The organism is Shewanella sp. H8 (assembly GCF_040285065.1).
Classification (GTDB): Bacteria; Pseudomonadota; Gammaproteobacteria; order Enterobacterales; family Shewanellaceae; genus Shewanella; species Shewanella polaris.
Genome location: NZ_CP157213.1, coordinates 1,146,834 through 1,171,045, shown reverse-complemented (window position 1 = coordinate 1,171,045; position 24,212 = coordinate 1,146,834). Strand labels below are relative to the sequence as shown.

24 protein-coding genes and 2 tRNA genes are annotated in these 24,212 nt (G+C 39.6%); 7 read left to right on the top strand and 19 right to left on the bottom strand.

Going from position 1 to position 24,212, the window contains the following annotated elements:
* Positions 1-45 precede the first annotated feature (45 nt).
* The 3 genes from glsB to trmB are packed head-to-tail and all read right to left on the bottom strand — an operon-like array spanning position 46 to position 2,045.
* A complete protein-coding gene (glsB, locus tag ABIS04_RS05150; RefSeq protein ID WP_350432796.1) occupies positions 46-960 on the bottom strand; it encodes a glutaminase B in 915 nt (304 codons plus the stop codon).
* A 6-nt stretch (positions 961-966) separates the two neighbouring features.
* On the bottom strand, positions 967-1,293 hold the full coding sequence (locus ABIS04_RS05145; RefSeq protein WP_137222198.1) for a YggL family protein: 327 nt from the start codon (positions 1,291-1,293) through the stop codon (positions 967-969).
* A gap of 35 nt (positions 1,294-1,328) precedes the next feature.
* Positions 1,329-2,045 carry a tRNA (guanosine(46)-N7)-methyltransferase TrmB gene (gene trmB / locus ABIS04_RS05140; RefSeq protein ID WP_140233629.1) on the bottom strand — a complete coding sequence of 239 codons (717 nt, stop codon included), beginning with the start codon at positions 2,043-2,045 and terminating at the stop codon, positions 1,329-1,331.
* Between the two features lie 249 nt (positions 2,046-2,294).
* On the opposite strand from trmB, the gene mutY reads away from it, so the two are divergent.
* From mutY to ABIS04_RS05120, 4 genes are all read left to right on the top strand, one after another.
* The gene (gene mutY, locus ABIS04_RS05135; RefSeq protein ID WP_350432795.1) at positions 2,295-3,368 is read left to right on the top strand and encodes an A/G-specific adenine glycosylase; all 1,074 of its coding nucleotides are present in this window, start codon (positions 2,295-2,297) and stop codon (positions 3,366-3,368) included.
* 25 nt (positions 3,369-3,393) lie between these two features.
* Positions 3,394-3,672: an oxidative damage protection protein gene (locus tag ABIS04_RS05130; RefSeq protein WP_140233627.1), complete on the top strand. Its 279-nt coding sequence runs from the start codon at positions 3,394-3,396 to the stop codon at positions 3,670-3,672.
* 628 nt (positions 3,673-4,300) lie between these two features.
* Positions 4,301-4,376, top strand: a tRNA-Phe gene (locus ABIS04_RS05125).
* Between the two features lie 7 nt (positions 4,377-4,383).
* Positions 4,384-4,459 (top strand) — tRNA-Thr (locus ABIS04_RS05120).
* A 128-nt stretch (positions 4,460-4,587) separates the two neighbouring features.
* On the opposite strand, the gene ABIS04_RS05115 is transcribed toward ABIS04_RS05120, so the two are convergent.
* The 3 genes from ABIS04_RS05115 to ABIS04_RS05105 all read right to left on the bottom strand — a co-directional run bounded on the left by ABIS04_RS05115 (position 4,588) and on the right by ABIS04_RS05105 (position 7,231).
* On the bottom strand, positions 4,588-5,289 hold the full coding sequence (locus tag ABIS04_RS05115) for a SapC family protein (RefSeq protein ID WP_350432794.1): 702 nt from the start codon (positions 5,287-5,289) through the stop codon (positions 4,588-4,590).
* A 225-nt stretch (positions 5,290-5,514) separates the two neighbouring features.
* The gene (locus ABIS04_RS05110) at positions 5,515-6,801 is read right to left on the bottom strand and encodes an NAD(P)/FAD-dependent oxidoreductase (protein ID WP_350432793.1); all 1,287 of its coding nucleotides are present in this window, start codon (positions 6,799-6,801) and stop codon (positions 5,515-5,517) included.
* Between the two features lie 91 nt (positions 6,802-6,892).
* Positions 6,893-7,231, bottom strand: coding sequence for a P-II family nitrogen regulator (locus ABIS04_RS05105; RefSeq protein WP_137222209.1), 339 nt, complete (start codon positions 7,229-7,231; stop codon positions 6,893-6,895).
* Positions 7,232-7,456: 225 nt separating this feature from the next.
* On the opposite strand from ABIS04_RS05105, the gene ABIS04_RS05100 reads away from it, so the two are divergent.
* Together ABIS04_RS05100 and ABIS04_RS05095 are read left to right on the top strand one after the other, a co-directional pair.
* Entirely contained in the window at positions 7,457-7,978 is a 522-nt protein-coding gene (locus tag ABIS04_RS05100; RefSeq protein ID WP_140233624.1) for a GspH/FimT family protein, read from the top strand.
* A gap of 130 nt (positions 7,979-8,108) precedes the next feature.
* Complete coding sequence (locus ABIS04_RS05095; protein ID WP_140233623.1) at positions 8,109-8,633, top strand: GspH/FimT family pseudopilin; 525 nt, start codon at positions 8,109-8,111, stop codon at positions 8,631-8,633.
* A gap of 47 nt (positions 8,634-8,680) precedes the next feature.
* Here the strand turns inward: ABIS04_RS05095 and ABIS04_RS05090 are convergent, their stop codons facing one another.
* The 12 genes from ABIS04_RS05090 to murJ all read right to left on the bottom strand — a co-directional run bounded on the left by ABIS04_RS05090 (position 8,681) and on the right by murJ (position 22,683).
* Positions 8,681-8,986 carry a TapY2 family type IVa secretion system protein gene (locus ABIS04_RS05090; RefSeq protein ID WP_140233622.1) on the bottom strand — a complete coding sequence of 102 codons (306 nt, stop codon included), beginning with the start codon at positions 8,984-8,986 and terminating at the stop codon, positions 8,681-8,683.
* A complete protein-coding gene (locus ABIS04_RS05085; RefSeq protein ID WP_140233621.1) occupies positions 8,983-9,375 on the bottom strand; it encodes a type IV pilin protein in 393 nt (130 codons plus the stop codon). Before ABIS04_RS05085 ends, ABIS04_RS05090 begins: the two co-directional genes overlap by 4 nt.
* A gap of 18 nt (positions 9,376-9,393) precedes the next feature.
* Positions 9,394-12,942: a PilC/PilY family type IV pilus protein gene (locus tag ABIS04_RS05080; RefSeq protein WP_350432792.1), complete on the bottom strand. Its 3,549-nt coding sequence runs from the start codon at positions 12,940-12,942 to the stop codon at positions 9,394-9,396.
* A gap of 2 nt (positions 12,943-12,944) precedes the next feature.
* Entirely contained in the window at positions 12,945-13,382 is a 438-nt protein-coding gene (locus ABIS04_RS05075; RefSeq protein ID WP_240778447.1) for a PilX N-terminal domain-containing pilus assembly protein, read from the bottom strand.
* Positions 13,383-13,466: 84 nt separating this feature from the next.
* Positions 13,467-14,429, bottom strand: a complete 963-nt coding sequence (locus tag ABIS04_RS05070) for a PilW family protein (RefSeq protein ID WP_350432791.1) — start codon at positions 14,427-14,429, stop codon at positions 13,467-13,469.
* Positions 14,426-14,980 (bottom strand): type IV pilus modification protein PilV, encoded by a 555-nt coding sequence (pilV, locus tag ABIS04_RS05065; RefSeq protein WP_350432790.1) that lies wholly within the window; start codon positions 14,978-14,980, stop codon positions 14,426-14,428. Before pilV ends, ABIS04_RS05070 begins: the two co-directional genes overlap by 4 nt.
* A gap of 273 nt (positions 14,981-15,253) precedes the next feature.
* Positions 15,254-16,183: a 4-hydroxy-3-methylbut-2-enyl diphosphate reductase gene (gene ispH / locus ABIS04_RS05060; RefSeq protein WP_350433390.1), complete on the bottom strand. Its 930-nt coding sequence runs from the start codon at positions 16,181-16,183 to the stop codon at positions 15,254-15,256.
* A 40-nt stretch (positions 16,184-16,223) separates the two neighbouring features.
* Positions 16,224-16,667 (bottom strand): FKBP-type peptidyl-prolyl cis-trans isomerase, encoded by a 444-nt coding sequence (fkpB, locus tag ABIS04_RS05055; RefSeq protein ID WP_350432789.1) that lies wholly within the window; start codon positions 16,665-16,667, stop codon positions 16,224-16,226.
* Between the two features lie 2 nt (positions 16,668-16,669).
* Positions 16,670-17,182 carry a signal peptidase II gene (gene lspA, locus ABIS04_RS05050; protein ID WP_350432788.1) on the bottom strand — a complete coding sequence of 171 codons (513 nt, stop codon included), beginning with the start codon at positions 17,180-17,182 and terminating at the stop codon, positions 16,670-16,672.
* 12 nt (positions 17,183-17,194) lie between these two features.
* Positions 17,195-20,017 carry an isoleucine--tRNA ligase gene (gene ileS / locus ABIS04_RS05045; RefSeq protein WP_350432787.1) on the bottom strand — a complete coding sequence of 941 codons (2,823 nt, stop codon included), beginning with the start codon at positions 20,015-20,017 and terminating at the stop codon, positions 17,195-17,197.
* Positions 20,018-20,050: 33 nt separating this feature from the next.
* Entirely contained in the window at positions 20,051-20,986 is a 936-nt protein-coding gene (ribF, locus tag ABIS04_RS05040; RefSeq protein ID WP_137222237.1) for a bifunctional riboflavin kinase/FAD synthetase, read from the bottom strand.
* Between the two features lie 137 nt (positions 20,987-21,123).
* Entirely contained in the window at positions 21,124-22,683 is a 1,560-nt protein-coding gene (murJ, locus tag ABIS04_RS05035) for a murein biosynthesis integral membrane protein MurJ (RefSeq protein ID WP_140233612.1), read from the bottom strand.
* Between the two features lie 258 nt (positions 22,684-22,941).
* On the opposite strand from murJ, the gene rpsT reads away from it, so the two are divergent.
* Positions 22,942-23,208, top strand: a complete 267-nt coding sequence (gene rpsT / locus ABIS04_RS05030) for a 30S ribosomal protein S20 (RefSeq protein WP_137222243.1) — start codon at positions 22,942-22,944, stop codon at positions 23,206-23,208.
* Between the two features lie 601 nt (positions 23,209-23,809).
* Here the strand turns inward: rpsT and ABIS04_RS05025 are convergent.
* Complete coding sequence (locus ABIS04_RS05025; RefSeq protein ID WP_137222247.1) at positions 23,810-24,106, bottom strand: metalloregulator ArsR/SmtB family transcription factor; 297 nt, start codon at positions 24,104-24,106, stop codon at positions 23,810-23,812.
* Positions 24,107-24,212: the final 106 nt, after the last annotated feature.

Here is a 24,212-nt window from a genome sequence, read left to right as displayed (position 1 = left end):
GTCTATTTTACGAATCTCAATAAGAATTAATTTAGCGAGTGTTAATCAAAAAATGGAACGACCTAACTGTTGGCTTAAATGTTCTAGCATTGCCGTGCCCGCTAATGAGTTGCCATTATTATCGAGCTCTGGAGACCAGACGCAAATAGACATATCGCCAGGGATAACGGCAATAATACCGCCTCCAACACCACTTTTACCCGGCATACCTACTCGATATGCAAACTCGCCGGCGCCATCATATAAACCGGATGTCGCTAGTAACGCATTGAGTTGCCTAGTTTGTACCGGAGAAACTAAGCTGTCGCCATCCAGCGTTTTACCCCGATTGGCCAAATAGAACATCGCACGGGACAAATCAGCGCAATTCATTCTTAAGGCACAATAATGAAAGTAACTTTTAAGCACGGTATTAACGTCGCCGTCAAAATTACCAAATGATTTCATTAAATAGGCAATAGATGCATTGCGTGCGCTGAACTGGAACTCAGAATCCGCCACCACTTTATCGTAGGATAATGTCGCGTTCTGGCTCAATTGACGTACCACCTCAAGCATACGATGCTTAGGCGCCCCTAAACGGGCTTGCAACAAGTCGGCAATGACCAGCGCGCCAGCATTAATAAAAGGGTTACGAGGTTTACCACGTTCTAATTCAACCTGTACAAGCGAGTTAAATGAATGCCCTGAGGGTTCTTTACCCACACGACTCCAAATTTCATCTTCTGTGTATAAATTAAGTGCCTGAGTCAGGCTAAAAACTTTAGAGATACTTTGAATGGAAAAGGGTTCGAGGTAATCGCCAGCACCAATTGTGTTTCCGTCGATGGTGGTAACTGCAATGCCAATTTTATTGGGGTCAACACAGGCAAGAGCAGGAATATATCCTGCTACCTTGCCTTTACCCAATAACGATCTTACTTTATCGACCGCTTGTTGAAGTAATAATTGCTCAGGCAATTTGGCTTAACCCCACCAAATATCGAACAACTCGCTGACTTCTAGGTCTGATACTGGCTTGTCTTTCCAAAATGCATTAACTGCAGCTGTATCTTCTTCAGTACATTTACCAATAGTTTGGGTCGCAATAATGCCTTCCCATTGCTTATGTCCACCACCGTGGAAACCTAAGTCACGAGGTTCGATGACTTCAATAAGGAACTGATCAACCAAATTATCAATATCTTGCTCAGAAACAGACTCATCAAAAGTCCAGTTTATTTCAAAACCGAGTTCTTGAAACTCATCTACTCGTAATTTTTTACGTAAACGACGGCTGCGATTTTGCGCCATGGTGTATTCTCCAATTGTTGAAAGTGTAGTTGTGATTAAGCGATACGCTCAAACATGATATCCCATACGCCATGACCGAGTCGGTGGCCTCTAGCTTCAAACTTTGTTAGCGGACGATGCTCTGGACGTTCGACAACTGTACCAGTTGTAGATTGATTTTTATAACCTTCTGCAGCATTCATTATGTCTAACATATGCTCACTGTAATTTTCCCAATCAGTCGCCATGTGAAACACGCCACCGATCTTAAGCTTACGACGGATGAGCTGTACAAACTCAGCTTGTACAATCCGGCGTTTATGATGACGTTTTTTGTGCCATGGATCAGGGAAAAATAATTGCACTCGCGCAAGAGAGCCATCAGCAATACTGTGTTCTAACACTTCCATTGCATCGTGATGATATATTCGTAAATTAGTGACGTTAGCTTCACCAGCATCCGCAAGACACGAACCAATACCAGGCTTATGAACTTCGATGCCAATAAAGTTTTGCTCTGGAGCTGCTTGGGCCATTTGTACTAATGATGCGCCCATACCAAAACCAATTTCCAAAACGGTATCAGCATCGCGACCAAACACTTGGACCAAATCCAACGGTTGTGGAGTGTAATCAAGGCCCATTGTTGGCCAATAAGCTTCAATAGCCTGAGATTGGCCTTTCGTTAATCGACCTTCGCGTAGAACAAAACTTCTGATTTTACGAATGTACTTACCGTCTTCGTTAAATTCAGCTGTGGTAACGTCGCTCATTATTGCCTCATTGTCTGCGTATTTGCTTATGCTGTGGTACTAAATCTAAATATTTATGTATCTAAGCGCTAGGATACCTAGCTTTATCAGCACAATACGCAATTGCTATCTGTAATAGATCATTTATTAAAGTTCAGTGGCGCATTATACCTAAACTCATTGCACATGTTTACGCTAATTTAGCCAAAACATAAATTTAAAGTAGTGCGGTTACTTGTGTAATAAAATGGCTATGGATACACTGCGACCATGAAAAATATGACTCCATTTTCTGAGCGCATTATCGCTTGGTATGACCTAAATGGTCGTAAATCCCTGCCTTGGCAGATCAATAAAACACCATATCGTGTTTGGGTATCGGAGATCATGCTCCAACAAACTCAAGTTGCGACGGTTATTCCATACTATGAAAAATTTATGGCTCGTTTCCCTAGCGTTGTCGATCTTGCTAATGCTCATCAAGATGAGGTGCTGCATTTGTGGACAGGCTTAGGTTATTACGCCAGAGCACGCAACTTACACAAAGCAGCCCAACATATTCGCGATACCTTTAACGGTGAGTTCCCCACTCATTTTGATGATGTCGTCGCCTTATCTGGAATAGGTAAATCGACTGCTGGCGCAGTATTATCGTTATCACTGGGGCAACACCACCCTATTTTAGACGGTAATGTTAAACGAGTATTAGCCCGACATGGTGCTATTGAAGGTTGGCCAGGACAAAAAAAAGTTGAACAACAATTGTGGCAATTAACCGATTCCTTAACACCAAGCAAAAACATTGAAAAGTTTAACCAAGCGATGATGGATATTGGCTCAAGTGTTTGCACCCGCAGTAAACCCAACTGTTCAGACTGCCCTGTAGCGATTGATTGCAAAGCTCAACAAGCAGGGAATCAAAGCCTGTATCCCGGCAAAAAACCTAAAAAAGTCACGCCAGAAAAATCGGCTTTTATGTTAGTTTTAGTCGATAACAGCGAAGAGTCAGTAAAAGTTCAACTTATTCAACGTCCACCAGCAGGTATATGGGGAGGATTATGGTGTTTTCCTCAATTTGAACAACAAGTAGAATTAGATGATTATTTAACACTGCATAATTTAACAGAGTCTGAGCAAGGGCTTGCAGGGTTTAGACATACATTTAGTCACTTTCATCTTGATATTAAACCTGTGTTAGTTGAACTATCTCCAGATCTCGCTAGCGGCATCATGGAACAAACCTCAGCTCTCTGGTATAACATAGAACAACCAGCGAAAGTCGGGTTGGCAGCCGCCACAGAACGTATTTTGGCTAATTTAGCCGTACTTTTCGTCACACATTAGTTATTAACGTTAGTAAGGAATCATCATGGCTCGCACAGTTCAGTGTCTACATCTTAACAAATCAGCTGACGGCTTAGATTTTCAGCTATACCCAGGAGAATTGGGTAAGCGTATTTTTGATAATATTAGTAAAGAAGCTTGGGGCTTATGGCAAAAGAAACAAACCATGCTCATTAATGAAAAAAAACTCAATATGATGAATGTTGATGATCGCAAGTTTCTTGAAGAGCAAATGACTCACTTTTTATTTGAAGGTAAAGATGTTGAAATCGAAGGCTATGTACCACCAGCTGAAGATGAATAATGCATTGATATAATTAATGACTAAACTTATAAACCAAGCCGCTTAACTAAGCGGCTTGGTGTTATCTAGGGTTTGTTCGTTCATTGTTATAATGACTTAACACCTATCTTTACTTATCTGAATTAAACGTTAACAAAAGCCAAACCAAAATCAATTTAGACAGTAAATATTTTAAGGCTAACGTGGTTTACCAGTCATTTTTGTACGCTAATTTCTGCATAATCCTTTACCCTCACCATTAATCAGCACAACAACTCTAACTGATTATCAAAAATAGAACTTCTAGACCACAAGCAATAATGAAAGCCACTGATGCTACGAGCAAAAAACAAACAATATTATCAACTACCTAGTGACTATTCTGCTATTTTATTCAATCGGTTACCTAACTCCGATGATTTCACTAAATTACAATTAGTGACTAAAAGTTGCTTTTGGTGTTAAAAACACCATAAACCGATAAAAAAGTACCTATTTGTGCATTAACTAAGCGAATGAGTAAAAACATTTGAAAAACCACTTGCACGATAAAAACCATCACTATATTATGTGCGCACTCCAGACGAGACAGGCATTGATTACCAAGTTAATACCTAGTCTGAAGTAGATAACTAACGCTTAGTTAGTTGCCCGAATAGCTCAGTCGGTAGAGCAGAGGATTGAAAATCCTCGTGTCCCTGGTTCGATTCCGGGTTCGGGCACCATAATTTAGCCGGCATAGCTCAGTTGGTAGAGCAACTGACTTGTAATCAGTAGGTCCCGAGTTCGACTCTTGGTGCCGGCACCATAAAAACAAAAAAGCCACTCAATGAGTGGTTTTTTTGTATCCAAAATTTATTAGACTCATATTTAATTTAATAAGCTAAAAATAAAACGGGCACTCCATGAGTGCCCGTTTTATTTAGAACTTGGTGGTTATCTACCAAGAACTTCGATACGTGCTAATCGATTAACTTGGTTTAACGATCCTAAATGACCATAAATAGGGCCGAGTAAACCACGCTTTTTAAGTTCAATGAATTCTTCATCGCTTAGCTCATTTAATTTAGCTTCATCTATTAAATATAAGCCATTAATATTGCGTTTCTCACCCGCCACATCTACAGTTAATATTTGATTTATTAATAATCCTTTTTCAGCTAAATACCCTAAAATTCCACGTGTAGCTTGATCTTGTTCATAGTGACTAATTAAGGCTTTCTTACGCGCTTCTAAAAATGGCGTTTCTTTACCATCTTCAAACATTGCCTGCCCTTCTGTTTTAGTCACTTCTTTAGCATTCTCACGAATACCAATCCATACTTTGTCTTTAACATCGGGGTTAACGATTAAACCAAGAGGATAATCACGGACAACGGCAGGAATATACAAACCTAGCCATTTACCGTCTTTTACACTTAAATTCTGACCTGGCTTTAAGCCTAACATAGCCACTGATTGAAATTCATTAGTGTCACTGTTTTTTACAAATACGATAGGATACTCAGTAGCAGCACGATTAATTTCATGTAACGTTACTGGCACAATGTGTTGTTCTGCTATGTGTGAATAATCACTTGGGGTCAGTTTTAAATCACCATGTTTGGTTTGTTCTAATAATGTAATTTGGTTAGGCATCTTGGCTCCTTGAAGCACTGATTATCTTTTATTATATAAGTACAACATCATTGTCATACACTACGTTAACAAATAATTAATAACTGAAACTACCAAGTTAAATCTTAAATTCAAGTACATTTAAGTTAAATTGCATCAATTAGCCCCAAATGGCGATTTCTTGCTCAAAAAAGGCTTTATATTAACGGTACGGTTCATTAATTAACGAGCTAAAAAATTTATAACTTAATGTAATTTAAGCTTAGGACGTTGCCAGCGTAGTAATTTTTGCGCAATCCGATATACCGAGGCGGAAAACCAGCCATATAAACTGGCTAAATGACGTTGATAAAGTGAAATATACATCAAACGAGCAACATGCCCTTCAACAAAAAAATCTCCCGAGCGGAGGTTACCCATTAGATTACCAACGGCAGAAAAACGACTCAGTGATACCAATGAACCATAGTCTTTATACACAAAAGGCTTTTCAGGTTGTTGCTTCATTTTTAAACAGATATTCGCATAAAGGCGATCGGCCATTTGAGCTGCTGCTTGAGCTCGTGGCGGTACAGGTTTCCCTGAGGGTAGTATTAATTGTGCACAGTCACCTAAGGCATAAATATCATTTATACCTTTAACATGCATACATTCATCAACATCGATTTGATTACGTGGCGTAATGGGAAGTTGAGTGAAGCTCTCAAATACTTTTGGACCTTTAACACCTGCTGCCCAGACTTTAATGTTAGCTTTAATCGTATCACCCGCAGCAGTAACAAAGCCTTCTTTGGTCACTTCTTTAACCTGTACACCCAAATGTAATTTTACGCCTAATTTTGACAGCACAGTTTGCGCTCTGGAGCTAACTTGATCAGGTAATTGTGGCAAGATTTTATTTGATGCTTCAATCAAGTTTATGTCTAAATGATCTTTAGAAATATTTTGATAGCCGTACTCTCTCACCGACTCAATAACGTGATGGAGCTCAGCGGAAAGCTCTACGCCTGTTGCACCAGCACCGACAATACCGATACTTAACTGGTCTTGAGTTTCATTAAGCTGTAACAGAGCATCCATAAGCTTATGATGAAAAAGATTGGCACTGTCTAGGCTGTCTAAGAAAATACAATGTTTTTCTGCACCGGGTGTATTAAAGCTATTTGATACTCCTCCTAATGCGAGAACCAAAGTATCGTATTCAATATTACGCGCAGCAATGATCATCTCACCTTCATCGTTATACACTGGAGCAAGTTGAATTTGTTTAGTACTCGGATCGCACTGTTCAATTGCACCGCGAATATAGCGATAACCATTCTTTAATCCGTGGTCTCGATATTGCAAACCTTCAATTGATTGGTCAATTACACCAACGGCAACCTCATGCAATTTAGGTTTCCAAATGTGAACGGTATTCTTATCAATCAAACTAATATCGATTAACGGATTTTTACCAAACTTTCGTCCCAATTTAGAAGCCAACGCTAACCCAGCTGCCCCACCACCCACGATAACAATTCGTTGCACCATATATTCCTCGAAGCAAACTAACATCCACAACTAAGTCAATAAAACAGAGCGTACAAATATAAAAAAAGGCCCTTATGGGCCCTTATGAATCTTATACTGCTTCTTCGTTTTCTTCGCCGGTACGAATACGAATGACACGTTCAATATTGGTAACAAAAATTTTACCGTCACCTATCTTTCCTGTTCTAGCAATGTCCACTATCACATCTATCGCACGTTCAAGAAGTTCATCTTGAATAACCAACTCAATTTTTACCTTAGGTAAAAAATCAACCATGTATTCAGCACCACGGTACAGTTCAGTATGGCCTTTTTGACGTCCAAAACCTTTTACTTCAGATACAGTCATACCTGTAATACCAATTTCAGCAAGTGATTCACGCACATCATCAAGTTTAAACGGTTTAATAATGGCTTCGACTTTTTTCATTATATACTCCTGTCATCGGCTAAATTGTTGGTTAAACATATGTCGGCGTTGACGTTTATTGCTATCAAATTTTGTACAAATATCTTACTTGAAAGCGAAGACAATTGTCGCTGCTATTTTACTTATTTATGAAAAGATATTTCTCAACTAAGCTTTTGGTGTTTTTTTGTACTACATTTAATGTTACTGCAGGATGCAGCCCACCACGTTTAAGGATGAACATGTATGCCTCATTATACTCATATCAAAGGCTTCAATCTTATCGAAGTCATTATCACCACAATGATTGCCGCATTGCTTTCTCTTATCGCTATACCGTCGTTTAAGGACTTTAACGAACAAATCAGAGCCAATAGCAATATTCAAGTTATCCAACAAACCATCCTTTTGGGTAGAAATATGGCAATAAGTTACGGCTCAAGGGTGACCGTTTGCCCATTAGCCAACAATTTGTGTTCATCAGACTGGAGTATTGGATTAAGTGTATTTATTGACCATGGACAGAAAAATCAACTTGATGGCAATGACCATTTGCTTCAACAGACTGATTCTTTTCATGAAGATGACCACATTGATTACAATCGGCCCGCGATTAGGTTTCAACCTGACGGGTTAGCATCCGGTACTAATGGAACATTAACTTATTGTCCTGGAAAAGTGGATAGCAAATATTCAAAAGCCGTTATTGTTAATCAAGCAGGGCGAGCAAGAATGTCAAAAAAGAAAAATATAAAATGTAAGCTTTAATTAGACACGAATAAAATCACTGTATCTGAAATAGAGTAAGTCAGAAGACCTATTAAGAAATGGCTAATAAAACACTGTAATTTATGCTGCGCTTAGTGCTACTCTGCTTTATATAGCAGAGGATTTGCGCATGAAAAAAATACAATTGGGTTTTACCTTAGTAGAGATGATGGTAACAGTTGTAGTAGCAGGGATACTCATTGCTGTTGCGGCACCATCTATGAATTCTCTTTATGAGGGAATGAGAGCAAAAAGTACAATTAGCACCATCGAATCATCATTTATATTTGCTAGGAGCCAAGCCGTAAGTTACGGTGGTAGAGTATCGGTCTGTCCTCTAAGTACTACATCTTGTGGAACAGATTGGACACAGGGATTTAGTGTCTTTATCGATAATGGTACACTTGGAACAATGGATACTACCGATGGAATTGCTGATATAATTTTACGTAAAGTGGATGCATTTAATAGTAACGACTTCATCAAATCGGACTTGGCAATATACAGTTTCACCCCCGATGGTATGGTTATTAATGGCAATAGTGGCACGTTTAGATATTGCCCTGGCGACACCGATAGCAGTTCATCTGAGGCCATAAGCATAAGTGCTTCTGGTAGAATATCTAACGTTACCACGGCGATAAATTGCAATTAAAAAAGGCTCACATTAGTAAGCCTTTTTTCGTCGATAAATGGGTAGCATTAATAAGTTCTTTGCTCATCCATCTCACGTATAAAAATATCTTTAAACTGTTTATCTTCTGCAATGCATTCAATAACACGTTTAACCAACAGACGTTCATTAGATATAGTAGGTACATAATCTGCCAATAAAGCACTTTGCTCTTTAATGAGCAACTTAGGATCCCATACAAACAAAGCAATATTTGCCCCGTTAGGTGTTTCTATGTGACATTTATAAGCAATTGGCTCTCTATCTTCTTTTGCCAATACAACAAAACTAACCCAAACAGATAACATCGCTATTAAAATTGTCGCTATTCTCATTTCCAACACTCCGAAGGTGATTTAGTACCCGTTGAGGTTAATGATATCGTTGCACAAGTTGCATCGCGAGTAGCTTGGACACCGATAGCTGTCGAGGTCACGGTATAATCATCCCCGCTCAACGTTGTGTCTACCTTATAATAAGTATTCTCAACAATCCAAGGATCCGCCGTCAAACCAAGCTTTGTCATATCAGCAGTAAAGCTTCGATGATCCAAATAATATTGCTCTTGCAAATTTGCAACACGCATAACCCCTGCTAAACCATCACCACGCGCTCCTTTAGCAACAAATTGAATATAACTTGGGTATGCAATTGAAGCTAAAATGCCAACTATCACAACGGTGATCATCACTTCAATTAAGGTGAATCCTTTCTGATTTTTCATTACGAGTTATACTCACTTTTACTCATCTATATGATAGTAAATCCTGTTAACACCAAGTCCTGCACGAATGCACTTATTGTCACCTTCCGCACAGCCATCATCATCACCATCAACTTTTTCCATTTTATCACCAGCTGAACCAATGCCTATTAAGTACATGTAACTCTCATCATTTTGGTTTGTGGAATCATCAGGATCACTAGGTTCATCATTAGGTGGAATAACTAATTGAGGCGTATCAGGGACTCTAGACCCCATTTCTAAATACTCTTGTGTGTAAGAGCGGGTACCTTTATGTAAATCAAATCCATATAAGCGGCCTTGACCAGATACTAAACATTGATTAGTCGAAGTATTGTCACCTGGAACATAAGAGGTAAAATAAACTCGCCCTTCAATAATGGTTGAAGCCGATACACTTTTCTCTCCTGATGCGGAAAAGTTATAAAACCAACCCCGTTGTTTACCAAATTCAATATTCTGCTCTTCAGTAACCGGAGGAGTAGATGATACATTATAAAGATTTGATAACTCTAATGTTGCTGGTACCTCCTTACCCGTAGCCCCAGTGAATGACTTACTAATAACATTACGGTCTTGTAGCACAAAAAATTTATCTGAACGCGTTGTATCTAATGGATGCGGACGATTACCACTTCCAACAGTTACCGCATCATAAGGAACGTTCTGATAAGTGACACTTGTAGTTGTTGTTTCTGACACCGTGACAGAAACCTCGGAAATATTAGTAAACACGGTTTGCGCAACGGCTGGTTCAGCAAAAAAACGTCTGTCTGTTGCTTGCGTCGCTCCCCCTAAACTAGCAAATTTAAATGCTGTCCAAGGATTAGTTGAATCATTAGACGAAGCACTAGGCATATCCATACGCCAAATATTAGCACCGGTATCAGTAGCATATATTCTGTCAGTTAGACCATCGTTATTACCGTCTAAAATTGCAACACTATTAGGGATACTATCAACAATACTAGGTAGTGTGGTTTTGTTGGTTCCAGTGGATGTTCCAAATTGATGTACTAAAGCGCCTGTTTCAGCATTTAACACATAAACACTTCGACCAGTAGTGTCATCGGTACCAATACCAGAACCATCTTTAGTGGAAGGATTATAGCCCCCTCCAAGAATGACGACTGGAGTCGCACTCGTCGCCGACATATTGCCTGAAGGTACACCTGGAATTAACGTAACTACAGGCTCAGCCCAAGACTGCCCCATTTCACTCATTCCAGATGAACTAGGATCGACCTTCCACATAAATGATGGTAAATCTGGGTTAGTGATATTGAGGGCATAATAGGACTTACCACCACGTCGCATACCAACGAATAACCAAGCTTTTTCAATAGCCCCTGATGTATTACGTTTAACATAAGCAACCGGAGGGCTGTCCATACCATAAACTGAGTGAACACCAGTTGGCACGTTAGCTCTTAGCTCACGTAAATTAGGCAATAACTCTTGTGGCATAAATGCCCAAGATTCTTCAACGCTATCCCCTTTATCTTTAAACATATGCAAAAAACCAGCATTCGTGCCAAGCAATATGCGCACATCTGGTGAGCCTTCTGTACCATAGTTTATCGCTAATGGTTTTGAATGCAGTGGATCACCCATAATATCTAAACGTGTATCAGATGTTGAATTATCTTCATCTTCGTCGTCAACATCGATACCGATGGCCCAATCAAATAATTTAGTTAATTCGGTTTTATCAACCCCCATAAAGGTTGCTAATGATGCTTCACTACTAATACCTGGACTACTTGCAGCATTTGATTTAGTAAATGCTTTTAAGGAACCATCACTACCAAAGTTGCCGTATAGCGTCCTATTAGAAGTATTTTGAAGCTTGGTTAACGTACCACCGATTTCAACATTATTACCGTCCCCGCCGCCACTAGTTGCACTACAGACTGAATCATCTGTCCAATATGAACATGCAGATGATTTTAAATTTCCATCATCACCTATGGCATTATCACCATTTTTATCTACAACATCACCAGAACCTGTAACAGTAAACTTTTTAAGGTTTCCGACCCAGCGAGGGCCTTCATTAGGTAAAAACATTGCATAGTAAACAGAGTTTAATGTTTGTGTTCTATCAAAGTTATTACTGGCAATAGATGGAGACGTAAAGCTTGAGTTAACTTCTAGGATATTAGAAAAAATATCTTGTAACGCTTCTTGTAATTTTTGTGCATTTTTGGCTGAATAATACTCTCCCCCACCACGAGTGGCTGTTTCTGTAAGGATGTCTTTAGCATCATCAGCTCCTTCACTAAAACCAATAGTGTAGGTTGATACGGTTTGGATACCATCAAGGTTGGTATTTACGTCATTTTTGTTTAACCAACCAGCAAGGGCAGGTAAATAGCTACTTGAGTGTCGATCAGATGTTGTCACACCAGAAAGATTTAAGATTGCATTATCGGCTGCCGTATCTTGGGTTGGCTCTCCATCTGTAACATAAATAACGTAGGCTTTATCTTGGCATTGTTTATCGACAAAAGGTGATATGTATGATCCATTGTGCTCAACTGACTGATCTCGACTTGGAGTCCTACTTGGATCATCATCACCAAAATACACCCCTAAACCAGCAAAGTAACGATAGGCTTCATATAAGTTTTCACACAAAGGTGTATTACCATCAGCATTAAAGTCACCAATGGTATTGAGTAAATTAGTTCTGTTAGTCTCATTATTTGTAGTTATACCGTATACTATACGCCCACCATCACAACATCTATAATTATAGTTAAATATACTCAAGCCAAAATCAACACTCGGAGTGGTGACAATAGTATCTTCAATAACTCGTTTAGCTATTGCCATACGAGAATAACGATGTTGAGATTTCGTGCTGTAATACCAATTAATATATTTTTCTGTGTACAAGGTTATGGGTTGGCCAATACCTAAATTAGTTAACTTGGCCTTTTCAATAGCAGCATCAATTTCAGCCGTTGTTGATGAGCTATTTGCAGTAGTATAACGAACAGGACTAGCGCTAGAGCCTAAACCATCAACAGGAAAACCATAAAAGTTTGTGCCATTATTGTAATAATTGCGATCCGCAATATCTTCATAACAATCAACTTGTTGGATTGAACTACCATCAGTTAACGGCAATTCAGACCACACACCATTTTCACCAATATATTTATGTTCACGTAGGTAACCAGTAAACATACCGTAATCTTCGAGATATTTCTCGCCGACATCACAACCGTTTACACTGTGTAAGAAGTATTGGTTACTGCTTGCCTCAGGGATATTGCTACTACTACGGGTAAAATAAAGCTTTGTATTACCTTGTAAAGTACCATTATTGGTATTTTCCTCCCCTCTTTCATAAGGATCATCAGTACTAAAACTAGTACTCATACTGCCCGATGTATCGAAAATAATTAACACCTGGGGCTTAGAGCCAGATCGAGCTGTCGACTCAAATACATATAATTCTGTGTCATCTGCGAAGCTAATCGATGAATGAGCCAAGATTGCAAATAATAATACTGACAGTAATTGTTTTAAAAACATGACTAACTCCCTGTTAATACTTCTTGTTCTATTCCTGATACAACGGTGACGAGGCCCATATCACTCCGTCCAAATGTTGCAGAGCTGGATATTTCAACTCGACGGCAATAGATGTCTGAATTAGCTTTAGGACTTCGACATTTAACATCAACAATGGTCAATGGCGTTAACGTATTTGAAACACCCAAATCATTATCTACCGTGGTAAAAGCGACCGTCATATCCGTTAGCCTATTATTAGTATAAGTCAAAATGGTTTTATCTTGTTCACCTTGAGCTAATGCCATAGCCTCTAGGCGCTCAGAACCAGCACCAGCCATTCTTAATGACTGTGTAGAATTGACGGCTAAAGCCACACCAATCAATGTCATTAACACTAATACTATTAATGAAAAAAATAATACTATGCCTTGCTGATTTTTTGTTGATTTGATCATCATCTCACCTTCAGAGCAAACTTAATCATGCATTTAATACAAGTACAACAAATAACTTTTTAACAGATAACCTACGCTACCTATAAATTAATTAATTAATATTTGATTGTCTAACATGATGGTGGTTGAAACGACTTTACGTCGATAATTATCATTTAATGGACCGATAGTCTTATCCCCTAGCGTATAAGTCGTATCATTTTTATAACTACCATCTTCTTCATTTGAACGAACTAGCAAGAATAACCTTAAAGAAACTAAACGCTGAGACAGTGCATTATCCCACATTAATGTGGTCACATTTTCTACTGGCATATAGCTATTTGCAGTTCCATCGCCGTTACTGTCAAAACCATATAAAATACGCATATTTTCTATGCCCTCAACGAGTTGTTCTTCGTTATTCATACCATTATTTATCGAAAGAGTACGACGCCTTAATACAGGTATATCACCATCATCCCGGATAAAATATACATGATGTTGATATTCCCATAATCGGCTATTAATAACCCCAGGAATTGCATCGCTGCCATTGAAAAAAACAACTTCAACTGACGAAGCCGCGGCATAATAGCGAGTGGCAGTTAATGCCGTCACAGGCGGCCCAATAAAACGTTTAACTTGAATTACATCAGTATTACTATTCGGCGTAATACAAGTCATGGTTTCTGCACTTACGCCTTGTTCATATCCCCATAAATGCCGAAAGTTAGGTGTCTGAGTCGTATCTGGGAAGCTGGCGTTATTCAACCCAGCACCAACGCAATCGACAGTAACAGCGGTTGCAGAAAATGTACTATTGATATCATTAAAATTTGTACCAGTAAAATCTCCCAAAAAACCTAATTGACTAAGGTCTCTCTCCATTATAGCTAAAGCAATACGACCATTTTCTTGGAGTTGATTAAATTGACTTGTGGTTGTCACATTACTGGAAGACATGTTAAACATAGTAAAAAGCCCTGCTGTTAAAAAAAGGCTGATTAACATAGCGACCATTAGCTCTACCAACGACATTCCTCGTTGACTTTTAAATATTCTCATCATCTTATTATCGCCGTATTAACAACAAGTGTACGTCGCCTATCACTACTGGAACCACACCCTTTAATAAAATCACTTTTATCTGCAGTTCCGTCTGATGAAGCTCGTACACCTTTCCAAGTTATAACAACTGTTACATTTGTAGTATTAATATCAATACACGCGGTTGGTGAATCTAATCCTCCCACATTTTTATTATCAGAAGATTTTTCGTTTTCACCTAAAAATGCTCGTTCCCACTGGTATAAATCCCAGTTCCTGGTTTCAATATTGGTGCAAATAACCGTCACACCAACAGCAACGTCACAAGCTTTAGCGGATGTAATGGTTGTGCCAGTATAGGTGCCTGCATAAGTCGCTAGTTGACCACTATTTATGCGCATACGATTAATAATATCATTAGCATAATATGATGCTTGAGTTTGCTGAAAAGATTCAAAACTGCCTTTTTTGGAAACTAAATGAAGATTAAAAATACCAATAAGTCCTACCACCAGAATAACCAGTGATACCATTACTTCAATTAAGGAAAATCCATTCCTTTTTGGTAGCATGAGCGTCAAACCTCCAGAAAAATAAACGCAAAATAATCTCTACCTTTGAGATTAGCATCTAAAAAGGTAAATATTAACAACACTATCGTGGTTATATAATAAACGTATCATAGCCGACTTAAATGTAATCAGATAGTATCAATATTGTATACTGACCATTAATTATTGGTGCATTGATTAATGAGTATAATACTCTGTTTATTTTTAAGTACAAAAAAACCCGCATCCTAAAGCCGGTTGCGGGTTCAAATTTAGCGCATTTAGTTTAATTAATTAGCGTAATTCGGCAGGTACGGCAAAAACAGTATCTTCTTTACGCCCTTCTATTTCAGTAATCACACTTGGTGCAAGCGTCGCTATAGCGTTAACAACTTGTTGCACTAGCACTTCTGGCGCCGACGCTCCTGCTGTTACTGCCACTTTTTTCACATCATTAAACCATACCGCTTCAACATCGGCGGCAGTATCAACTAAATAAGATTGGGTACCGGTTTTTTCCGCTAGTTCACGTAAACGATTTGAATTAGAACTATTTTTAGAGCCGACAACAATCAATAAATCGACTTCAGCAGACATACTTCTTACTGCATCTTGACGATTTTGTGTTGCGTAGCAAATATCATCTTTACGCGGTCCTTCAATTGAAGGAAAACGTTGTTGTAGTGCACTAATGATATCTAAGGTGTCATCAACAGAAAGCGTGGTTTGGGTAACAAAACATAAGTTATCTGGGTTATTGACCTGAAGATTATTTACGTCTTCAGGTGATTCAATAAGATAAACACCACCGTTAGGATTATCATATTGTCCCATAGTGCCTTCTACTTCTGGATGGCCTTCATGACCAATCAAAATACATTCAATGCCTTTACGACTTGCACGAGTCACTTGTAAATGCACTTTTGTTACCAGTGGACAAGTCGCATCAAACACTTTTAAGCCACGCACTTTAGCTTCTTTTCTTACCGCTTGTGATACACCATGAGCGCTAAAAATAACAATGCTGTTGTCTGGCACTTGATCAAGTTCATCAATAAAAAGAGCACCACGCTGTTTTAGATTTTCAACCACATAACGATTATGTACTACTTCATGGCGTACATAAATTGGCGGTTCAAATAACTCTAAAGCACGCTCAACAATACTGATAGCACGATCAACTCCGGCGCAAAATCCGCGAGGGTTAGCCAGTAAAATACTCAGTTCAGGAGACGTCGGATCTACTTTTAGCATGTGATACCTTTTACTCAGTTATGACACTGATCACTTCAAGTTCAAACGTAATCACGCGACCTGCTAGTGGGTGGTTTAAATCTACGGTAATGGAATCGCCAGCAGTATCGCGAACAATACCCGGTATTTCGCTGCCACCAGGGCCTGCAAAACTCACAATAACCCCTTCTTCAAGCTTCATATCCGCAGGGAAACGGCTTCTGTCCATATAATGAATTGCATCAGGATTGGATTCACCAAATGCATCTTGTGCCGCTAAGGTAAATGTGTGCTTATCACCTTCATTCAAACCTTTAAGCTCATGTTCAAAAGCAGGACTTAGACTACCATCACCAATATTCAAACGAGCGGGTTTCCCCGACGCTTTAGTGCTGTCTGCCGTTGAGCCATCTTCCAGTACAATATTCATGTGACACAATAATGAACGACTGTCTTGTTGAGTTAAATCTGTCACTGTTACTCTTGCTCCTTCGATGGTTTTACATCCGGTTTAAATGATTCCCAAATGATCAGCACTGCGCCAACAAAAATACCAGAATCAGCAATGTTAAATGCTGGGTAGTGACTTGTTTTCCAGTAAAAATCTATGAAATCAATCACAAAACCATGCATTAGACGATCAACTAAATTACCTAATGCACCACCAATCACTAAGGTGAACGCTAAATTACTGCGCCACATTGTGTGTGACTGTTTACGCAACCAAATAGTCAGTAAAGTACTAAAACCAATTGCAATAACAGCAAACAGCCAACGCTGCCAGCCGCCAGCATCATCTAAAAAACTAAAGGCTGCACCAAAATTTCTCACATAGGTGAAATTAAAAAATGGCAGCAGTTTTACCGACTCATACAGTTCGAAATTTTCCAGGACCCATTGTTTAGATAGCTGATCGGCTAAAAACACCAATGCAGCTACCCAATACCAACGCAAGCCACTGTCTTTCCATGTTAATGGCGCAGTACTCATTATCTCACTTCCTTATGCAAACTCGCGTTGCTCGCCTTCACCTTCAATATTGGTCACACAGCGTTGACACAATGTTGGGTGAGCTTCGATAGTGCCAACTTCTTCGCGGTAGTGCCAGCAGCGTTCACATTTTTCAGCTGCACTTTTGGTAACCACTAATTTGAGTGAACTCAACTCAGTTTCAATGGCATCATCACCAGCTTCAGATATATCCGCAACAGCCGCTTTAGAGGTTATAAGAATAAAACGTAACTCATCACCTACTTTTGCTAACTCGGCAGCTAAATCTGCATCAGCGTACAATGTCACTTCGGCTTCTAATGAACCACCAATACGTTTATCACGACGCGCTTGTTCGAGTACTTTGTTAACTTCATTACGGACAGTTAACAGTTTCGCCCAATATTCATCGCTCAAGTCACTCTCAAGTGTGATGGATTCTAAGCCTTGATACCATTCTTGAGTAAAGACGTACTTTTCACGCTTACCTGGCAATAATTGCCATACTTCATCGGCTGTGAAGCTTAATATTGGCGCCATCCAGCGCACCATAGCCTCAGCAATAAGATAAAGCGCAGATTGACAACTACGACGAGCATGACCTTCCTGCTTAGCGGTATATTGGCGATCTTTAATAATATCAAGATAGAAACTACCTAACTCTACAGAACAGAACTGCATCAGTTTTTGAGTGACTAAATGGAAGTTGTATTGGTCATACGCTTCGATGATTTCTTGTTGTAATGCAGCTGCACGACGTACAACCCAACGGTCTAACGCAACCATGTCCTCAGTTGCAATCATATCGGTTTCTGGGTTAAAGCCATTCAAGTTTGCCAACAAGAAACGGGCCGTGTTGCGGATACGACGATACGCATCTGCACTACGATTTAAAATCTCATCAGAAACGGTCATTTCACCGCTGTAATCAGTTGCAGCAACCCACAAACGTAAAATATCGGCACCGAGTTTATTGATCACTTGTAAAGGTGCAATAACGTTACCAACAGATTTTGACATTTTGCGGCCTTTACCATCAACGGTAAAACCATGGGTCAATACTTGCTTGTAAGGTGCTTTACCATTCATCGCAGTTGAAATCATCAATGATGACATAAACCAACCACGATGCTGATCGCTACCTTCTAAATACAAATCAATGTCATGTCCATGAAACTCTGGACGTGCAGCAACAACAGATGAGAATGATGAACCCGAATCAAACCAAACGTCTAATGTGTCAGTAACTTTACGGTACTGATCGGCTTCATCACCAAGTAATTCACTGGCGTCTAAATCCCACCAAGCTTGAATGCCTTGCTGTTCAATGCGATTCGCTACACGTTCCATTAATGAAATACTATCCGGATGCAATTCTTCCGTTTCGCGGTTTACAAACAAGGTAATAGGCACGCCCCAAGTACGCTGACGTGAAATACACCAATCAGGACGGTTTTCGACCATCTTTTCAATACGGCTTTGGCCCCAATCAGGTATCCACTTGGTTTTCTTTATCTCTTCCAGTGCTTGTGTACGCAAGCCATGGTTATCCATTGAAATAAACCACTGTGGTGTCGCACGGAAGATAATTGGTGTTTTGTGGCGCCAGCAATGCGGATAGCTATGGCGGATAGCTACATGCTGAAGTAGTGCCCCCTTTTCTTCTAACAGCGCAATCACATTAGCGTTAGCTTTAAAGACATGCTGACCGGCAAAAAATTCAGTGTCAGCTTTAAACACGCCGTTATCGCCAACAGGGTTAGCGACTTCTAAACCGTATTTTTGACCGACAATAAAATCGTCCTGACCGTGACCTGGTGCAGTATGTACAATACCGGTACCGGCATCAGTCGTAACATGGTCACCTAAAATAGCTGGCACATCAAAAGCATAAAATGGATGATTAAAGCGCATTAACTCAAGCTCAGCGCCTTTCACTTCACCTAAAATAGTGTGCGACTCCGCGCCATAACGCTCAAGACATGACTCAACCAGTACTTGAGCCAAAATCAAAGTAGTGGTTTTACCCTCTTTCACAAATTCAACCAAGCTATAATCTAACTCAGGACTCAGTGATAATGCGCGGTTAGCAGGCATGGTCCATGGCGTGGTAGTCCAAATAGCCATCGCTACCGGCTTAGTATAATTCTCAACGCCAAACTTAGCGGCAACAGCTGAGCTATCAACGGCAAAAAAAGCCACATCGATTGCTGGTGATGTTTTATCTTCATATTCAACTTCGGCTTCTGCTAATGCTGAACCACAGTCTGTACACCAATGCACAGGTTTAACACCTTTGTGCAAATGACCGCTTTCAATCACTTTTGCGAGTGAACGAACAATATTCGCTTCAGTTGAAAAATCCATGGTTAAATACGGATTTTGCCAATCACCTAATACACCTAAACGAATAAAGTCTTCGCGTTGACCGTTAACTTGGATAGCGGCATATTTGCGACATTCTTCACGAAATTCAGCAGCAGAAATCTTAACACCTGGCTTGCCGACTTTTTGCTCAACTTTCAGCTCAATCGGTAATCCATGACAATCCCAACCAGGAATGTAAGGTGCGTCAAAACCAGACATGGTTTTTGACTTTATAATAATGTCTTTAAGAATTTTGTTTACGGAATGACCAATATGAATACTGCCATTGGCGTATGGAGGGCCATCATGCAGAATAAAAGATTTACGTCCAGCACGACTTTCACGGATCTGTTGATACAGTCCATCTTGCGTCCAACGATTTAACATTTCTGGCTCGCGATTGGCCAAATTACCGCGCATCGGAAACTCTGTTTCCGGTAAATTCAAAGTAAATTTATAGTCGCTCATTGATCCCATACCGTTATTTAACGCTGATTCGTTTCAGCTAGCATCGTTACTAAATAAAGCGCGAGCTTCATTTGCATCATTTAAAATCTGTTTTTTTAGCGCGTCCAATGAATCAAAAGGGTGTTCATCACGGATCTTTGCAACTAATTCTACTTCCACTCGTTTGCCATATAAATCACTATCAAAATCAAACAAATGGACTTCTAATCTGCAGGTTTGACCATTGACAGTTGGTCTAAAGCCCACATTGGCGACACCCTCGTAAATATCACTGCCATCCCAATACAAACGAACAGCAAACACCCCTCGAACAGGCACAACGTGTCGCTTTAGTGCAATATTGGCGGTTGGAAAACCGATTGTACGGCCTAATTTTTGTCCGTGAGCAACCTTACCACTTAAAATGAAAGGATGACCCAATAAACGTCTTGCTTGTTCTAAGTGCCCTAATGCTAGTTGTTCTCTCACTGCAGTAGAGCTTACCCGTGATGACCCAACAACAAAGCTCTGGGTACTGACAACCGTAAAGCCAAACTTCTTGCCGGCTTCAACCAGCATATCAAAATTACCTAAACGACCTTTACCAAAGCAAAAATCATCACCAACAACAAGATATTTAACCCCAAGTTTTTTAACCAGTAACTCTTCAATAAACGCTTCCGCAGGTTGACTGGCAAAGGCAGCTGTAAAATTGATACAAAGTAACTGATCAACTTTAAGCTCATCTAACAATCTAATTTTATCACGTAGAAGACTGAGGCGAGCTGGCGCATCAGTACCACGAAAACGTTCTTGTGGTTGAGGCTCAAAGGTCATTAACCTTGCAGGTAGTTGAAAATGATGCGCTTTATTAACCAAGCTGCTTATCACCTGCGCATGGCCACGATGAACACCATCAAAATTCCCGATGGTCAAAACGCAACCATGATGGGAAGGTAAAATATTGTGTATACCGCGGATTAATTCCATTACGCTCAATACTGCCTATAGCAAATCGGCAGATTATATACCCAAACAGATGTCAGATGCGAGTTTCAAGCTCAGATTATTACACCGGATTTAGGATAATCCGTCGATATTCGCTCAGCCATTCATAATAGGATAAATTAACCTTGATGCTTAATTTTCCATGGGCGGACACCTAAGAGAAGTAAACTCAATAAATAAATAACCGCCCCACCGACAATAAGCTCAATCAACATAAGCATACGCTCAAAGGTATGCAATTCTAACCATACGGTAAGCTGTGGCATAAAATACAAAATAGCAATGCTCATCAAGGCGGTTGAAATGATCACTTTAAATAAGAAAAACAACGTTTGACGGCTCATTTGATAAACGCCCGCTTTATGTAAACCTCGATATAACAAACTCGCATTTAACAGCGCAGACATTGATGTTGCAATAGCTAAACCTACATAGCCAAATGGAATCGCAAAAATAAGATTGAACACCATATTGCAGACCATGGCAATGATGCCATATTTAACTGGCGTTTTAGTGTCTTGGCGTGAATAGTATCCCGGAGCTAAGACTTTAATCATCATAAAGCTCAATAAACCACAGCCATAAGCAACCAAGCTGTATGACGCCATTTCAACGTCATTTAGGCTAAATGCACCGCGCATAAACAACACCATCAGCATTGGCTTTGCGAGAATGATTAGACCTAACATTGCCGGAGTACCTAATAACAAAATGGCTTTAACTCCCCAATCCATGGTTTGATTAAAACCACTTCCTTGGGCATTAACATGTTTTTGCGATAATGCTGGCAAAATAACTGTCGCAATAGCAATGCCAAATAAGCCCAAAGGAAACTCAAGTAAACGATCGGAGTAATAAAGCCAGCTAATAGACCCCGTCATTAAAAAGCTCGCTATAAATGTATCGAACAATAAATTGATTTGTGAAACCGATACCCCAAATAAAGCGGGGATCATTAATGTTCTAATTTTTACCACACCAGGATGATTCCATCCCCAAGAAGGCCTAACCAGAGCTTTCTCACGGATTAAAAATGGAATTTGGAATAAAAACTGGATTAAGCCACCAACAAAAACACCCCACGCCAAACCGATTTCAGGATTTTCTAATGTGTGCGCATACCACATAGCTACTGCAATAATAGAAACATTTAAAAATACCGGAGTGAAGGCTGATACAGCAAAACGGCCACGAGTATTTAGTATCGAACCCGCTAAGGCCGTGAAGGTAATAAACCATAAATAAGGAAAGGTTATTTTTAACATAACGGAAGCAAGTTCAAATTTTTCGGCGTTAGGTCCATCATTTAACCAGTCAACAAACCAGCCACCACCAAAAAGAGCTGCCAGTACGGGTGAACAAACAACACCGACCAAAGTCACTATCGTCACCAGCACGCCTAACGTTCCTGCCACTTTACTAATCAGCTCACGGGTATCTTCTGGCGTCATTTTCTCTTGATATTCAGTTAATACCGGAACAAACGCTTGAGCAAAAGCACCTTCGGCAAATAGTCGCCTTAAAAAATTGGGAATTTTATTGGCAAAGAAAAATACATCTGCACTACTACCTGCGCCCATTAAATTAGCAATGACCACATCACGAACCAAACCTAATACTCGCGAAATCAGCGTCATAACACTTACGACTAAACCTGATTTAAATAATTTTTTGCTCAAACAGCCCCCGGACACTCAATCACTTGTAAGAAAATTAATGGGTTTTATAACAAATATTCGATTATAACTCTGTCACACAGACTCAAGAGCTGGTAGAATGCGCCACATATTACACGAGTTGGGTTGAAGAAAGGCACGCTAGATTGGATTAATTTATCTTTATGATAAATATTTAATTGCAGTCGTTGACAAAACGATAAAAAGCAGGCATATTCCTCGGCCTTAAAAGTATCAAATCCAGTTTTTAGGAGTTGCACCTTGGCTAATAGCAAGTCTGCAAAGAAGCGCGCGCTTCAGTCTGAAAAGCGTCGCCAGCATAACGCTAGTCGTCGCTCTATGTTACGTACATACGTTAAAAGAGTCATCGCGGCTATCAAAAGCGGTGATCATAAAGCGGCTACAGAAGCGTTCGCTACTGCACAACCAATTGTTGACCGTATGGCGACTAAAGGTCTTATTCATAAGAATAAAGCCGCTCGTCAGAAGGCTCGCTTAAACGCAAAAATTAAAGCTATTGCAGCTTAAGTTTTTTGTTTAAGATTTAAAAAACCGGCTTAGGCCGGTTTTTTTATACCTGTTTTTTACCAGCTTATCTTATGCCTCCCCTTAGCCACCCCATTCAACAACCAATAATTCATCTAGAAATGTAATCATCTTGTCGCTTAGCAATATAACTTCTCTGCAACAATGTTGCACCGCTAAAAAACAATACCATTCAAATCTAAGACCTTTGACGTCATCAATTCTGTACTAATTAGTCATAGCCGCAATGCTGCCGAACATAAATCATCTAAGAAAAACATACTGGAAGTTATCCGAAAACGGCCGTCAAGCATTACGAAGAACAATGAAAAAATAAATAAAGCAGGTATTGGGATTTAGGTTCAATAAGGCTAATGAATAAATTGTGGGATTTTGTACAGAATGAAAATGGATTTATTTCGATAATGAGTTGTACACTTAAATGATGGTTAACAGTACTGAGTGTGCAGAATGATTATGCTTTCATACATATGTAATTGATTAGCGTTTACTACGACACACACCATGTATCAGTTAAAACTAAACGTCTTAACTTAATACATCATAAATCAGATGCATTAGTTAAGACGTTTACGGAGTTAAGTTAATAACAATACATATTATTTAATACTTGGATTAACTCTTTTACCTCATGACTTTTTAATGAATAAAAAACAGTTTGGGCTTCTTTCCTAGTACAGACTAAATTGTCTTTACGAAGCCACGCCAAGTGTTGAGATAAAGCAGATTGACTTAATCCCAGCTTCTTATTCATTTCACCAACACACATCTCACCTTCGTTAAGTAGGTGACACAAAATAAACAGTCTACGCTCATTTGCTAAGGCTTTTAGCAACACGACCGCATGATCAGCTTGATGTTGCATTTTTTCTATATTCATCACGCGCTCTTTCTCCTCATCTAACCCCGCCCTAATATAGCGTTCCCTTACAAATTGAGTCGGGACATAAAGCACACTTTTTGGTAGATTGTTGTGAAAAATGAGA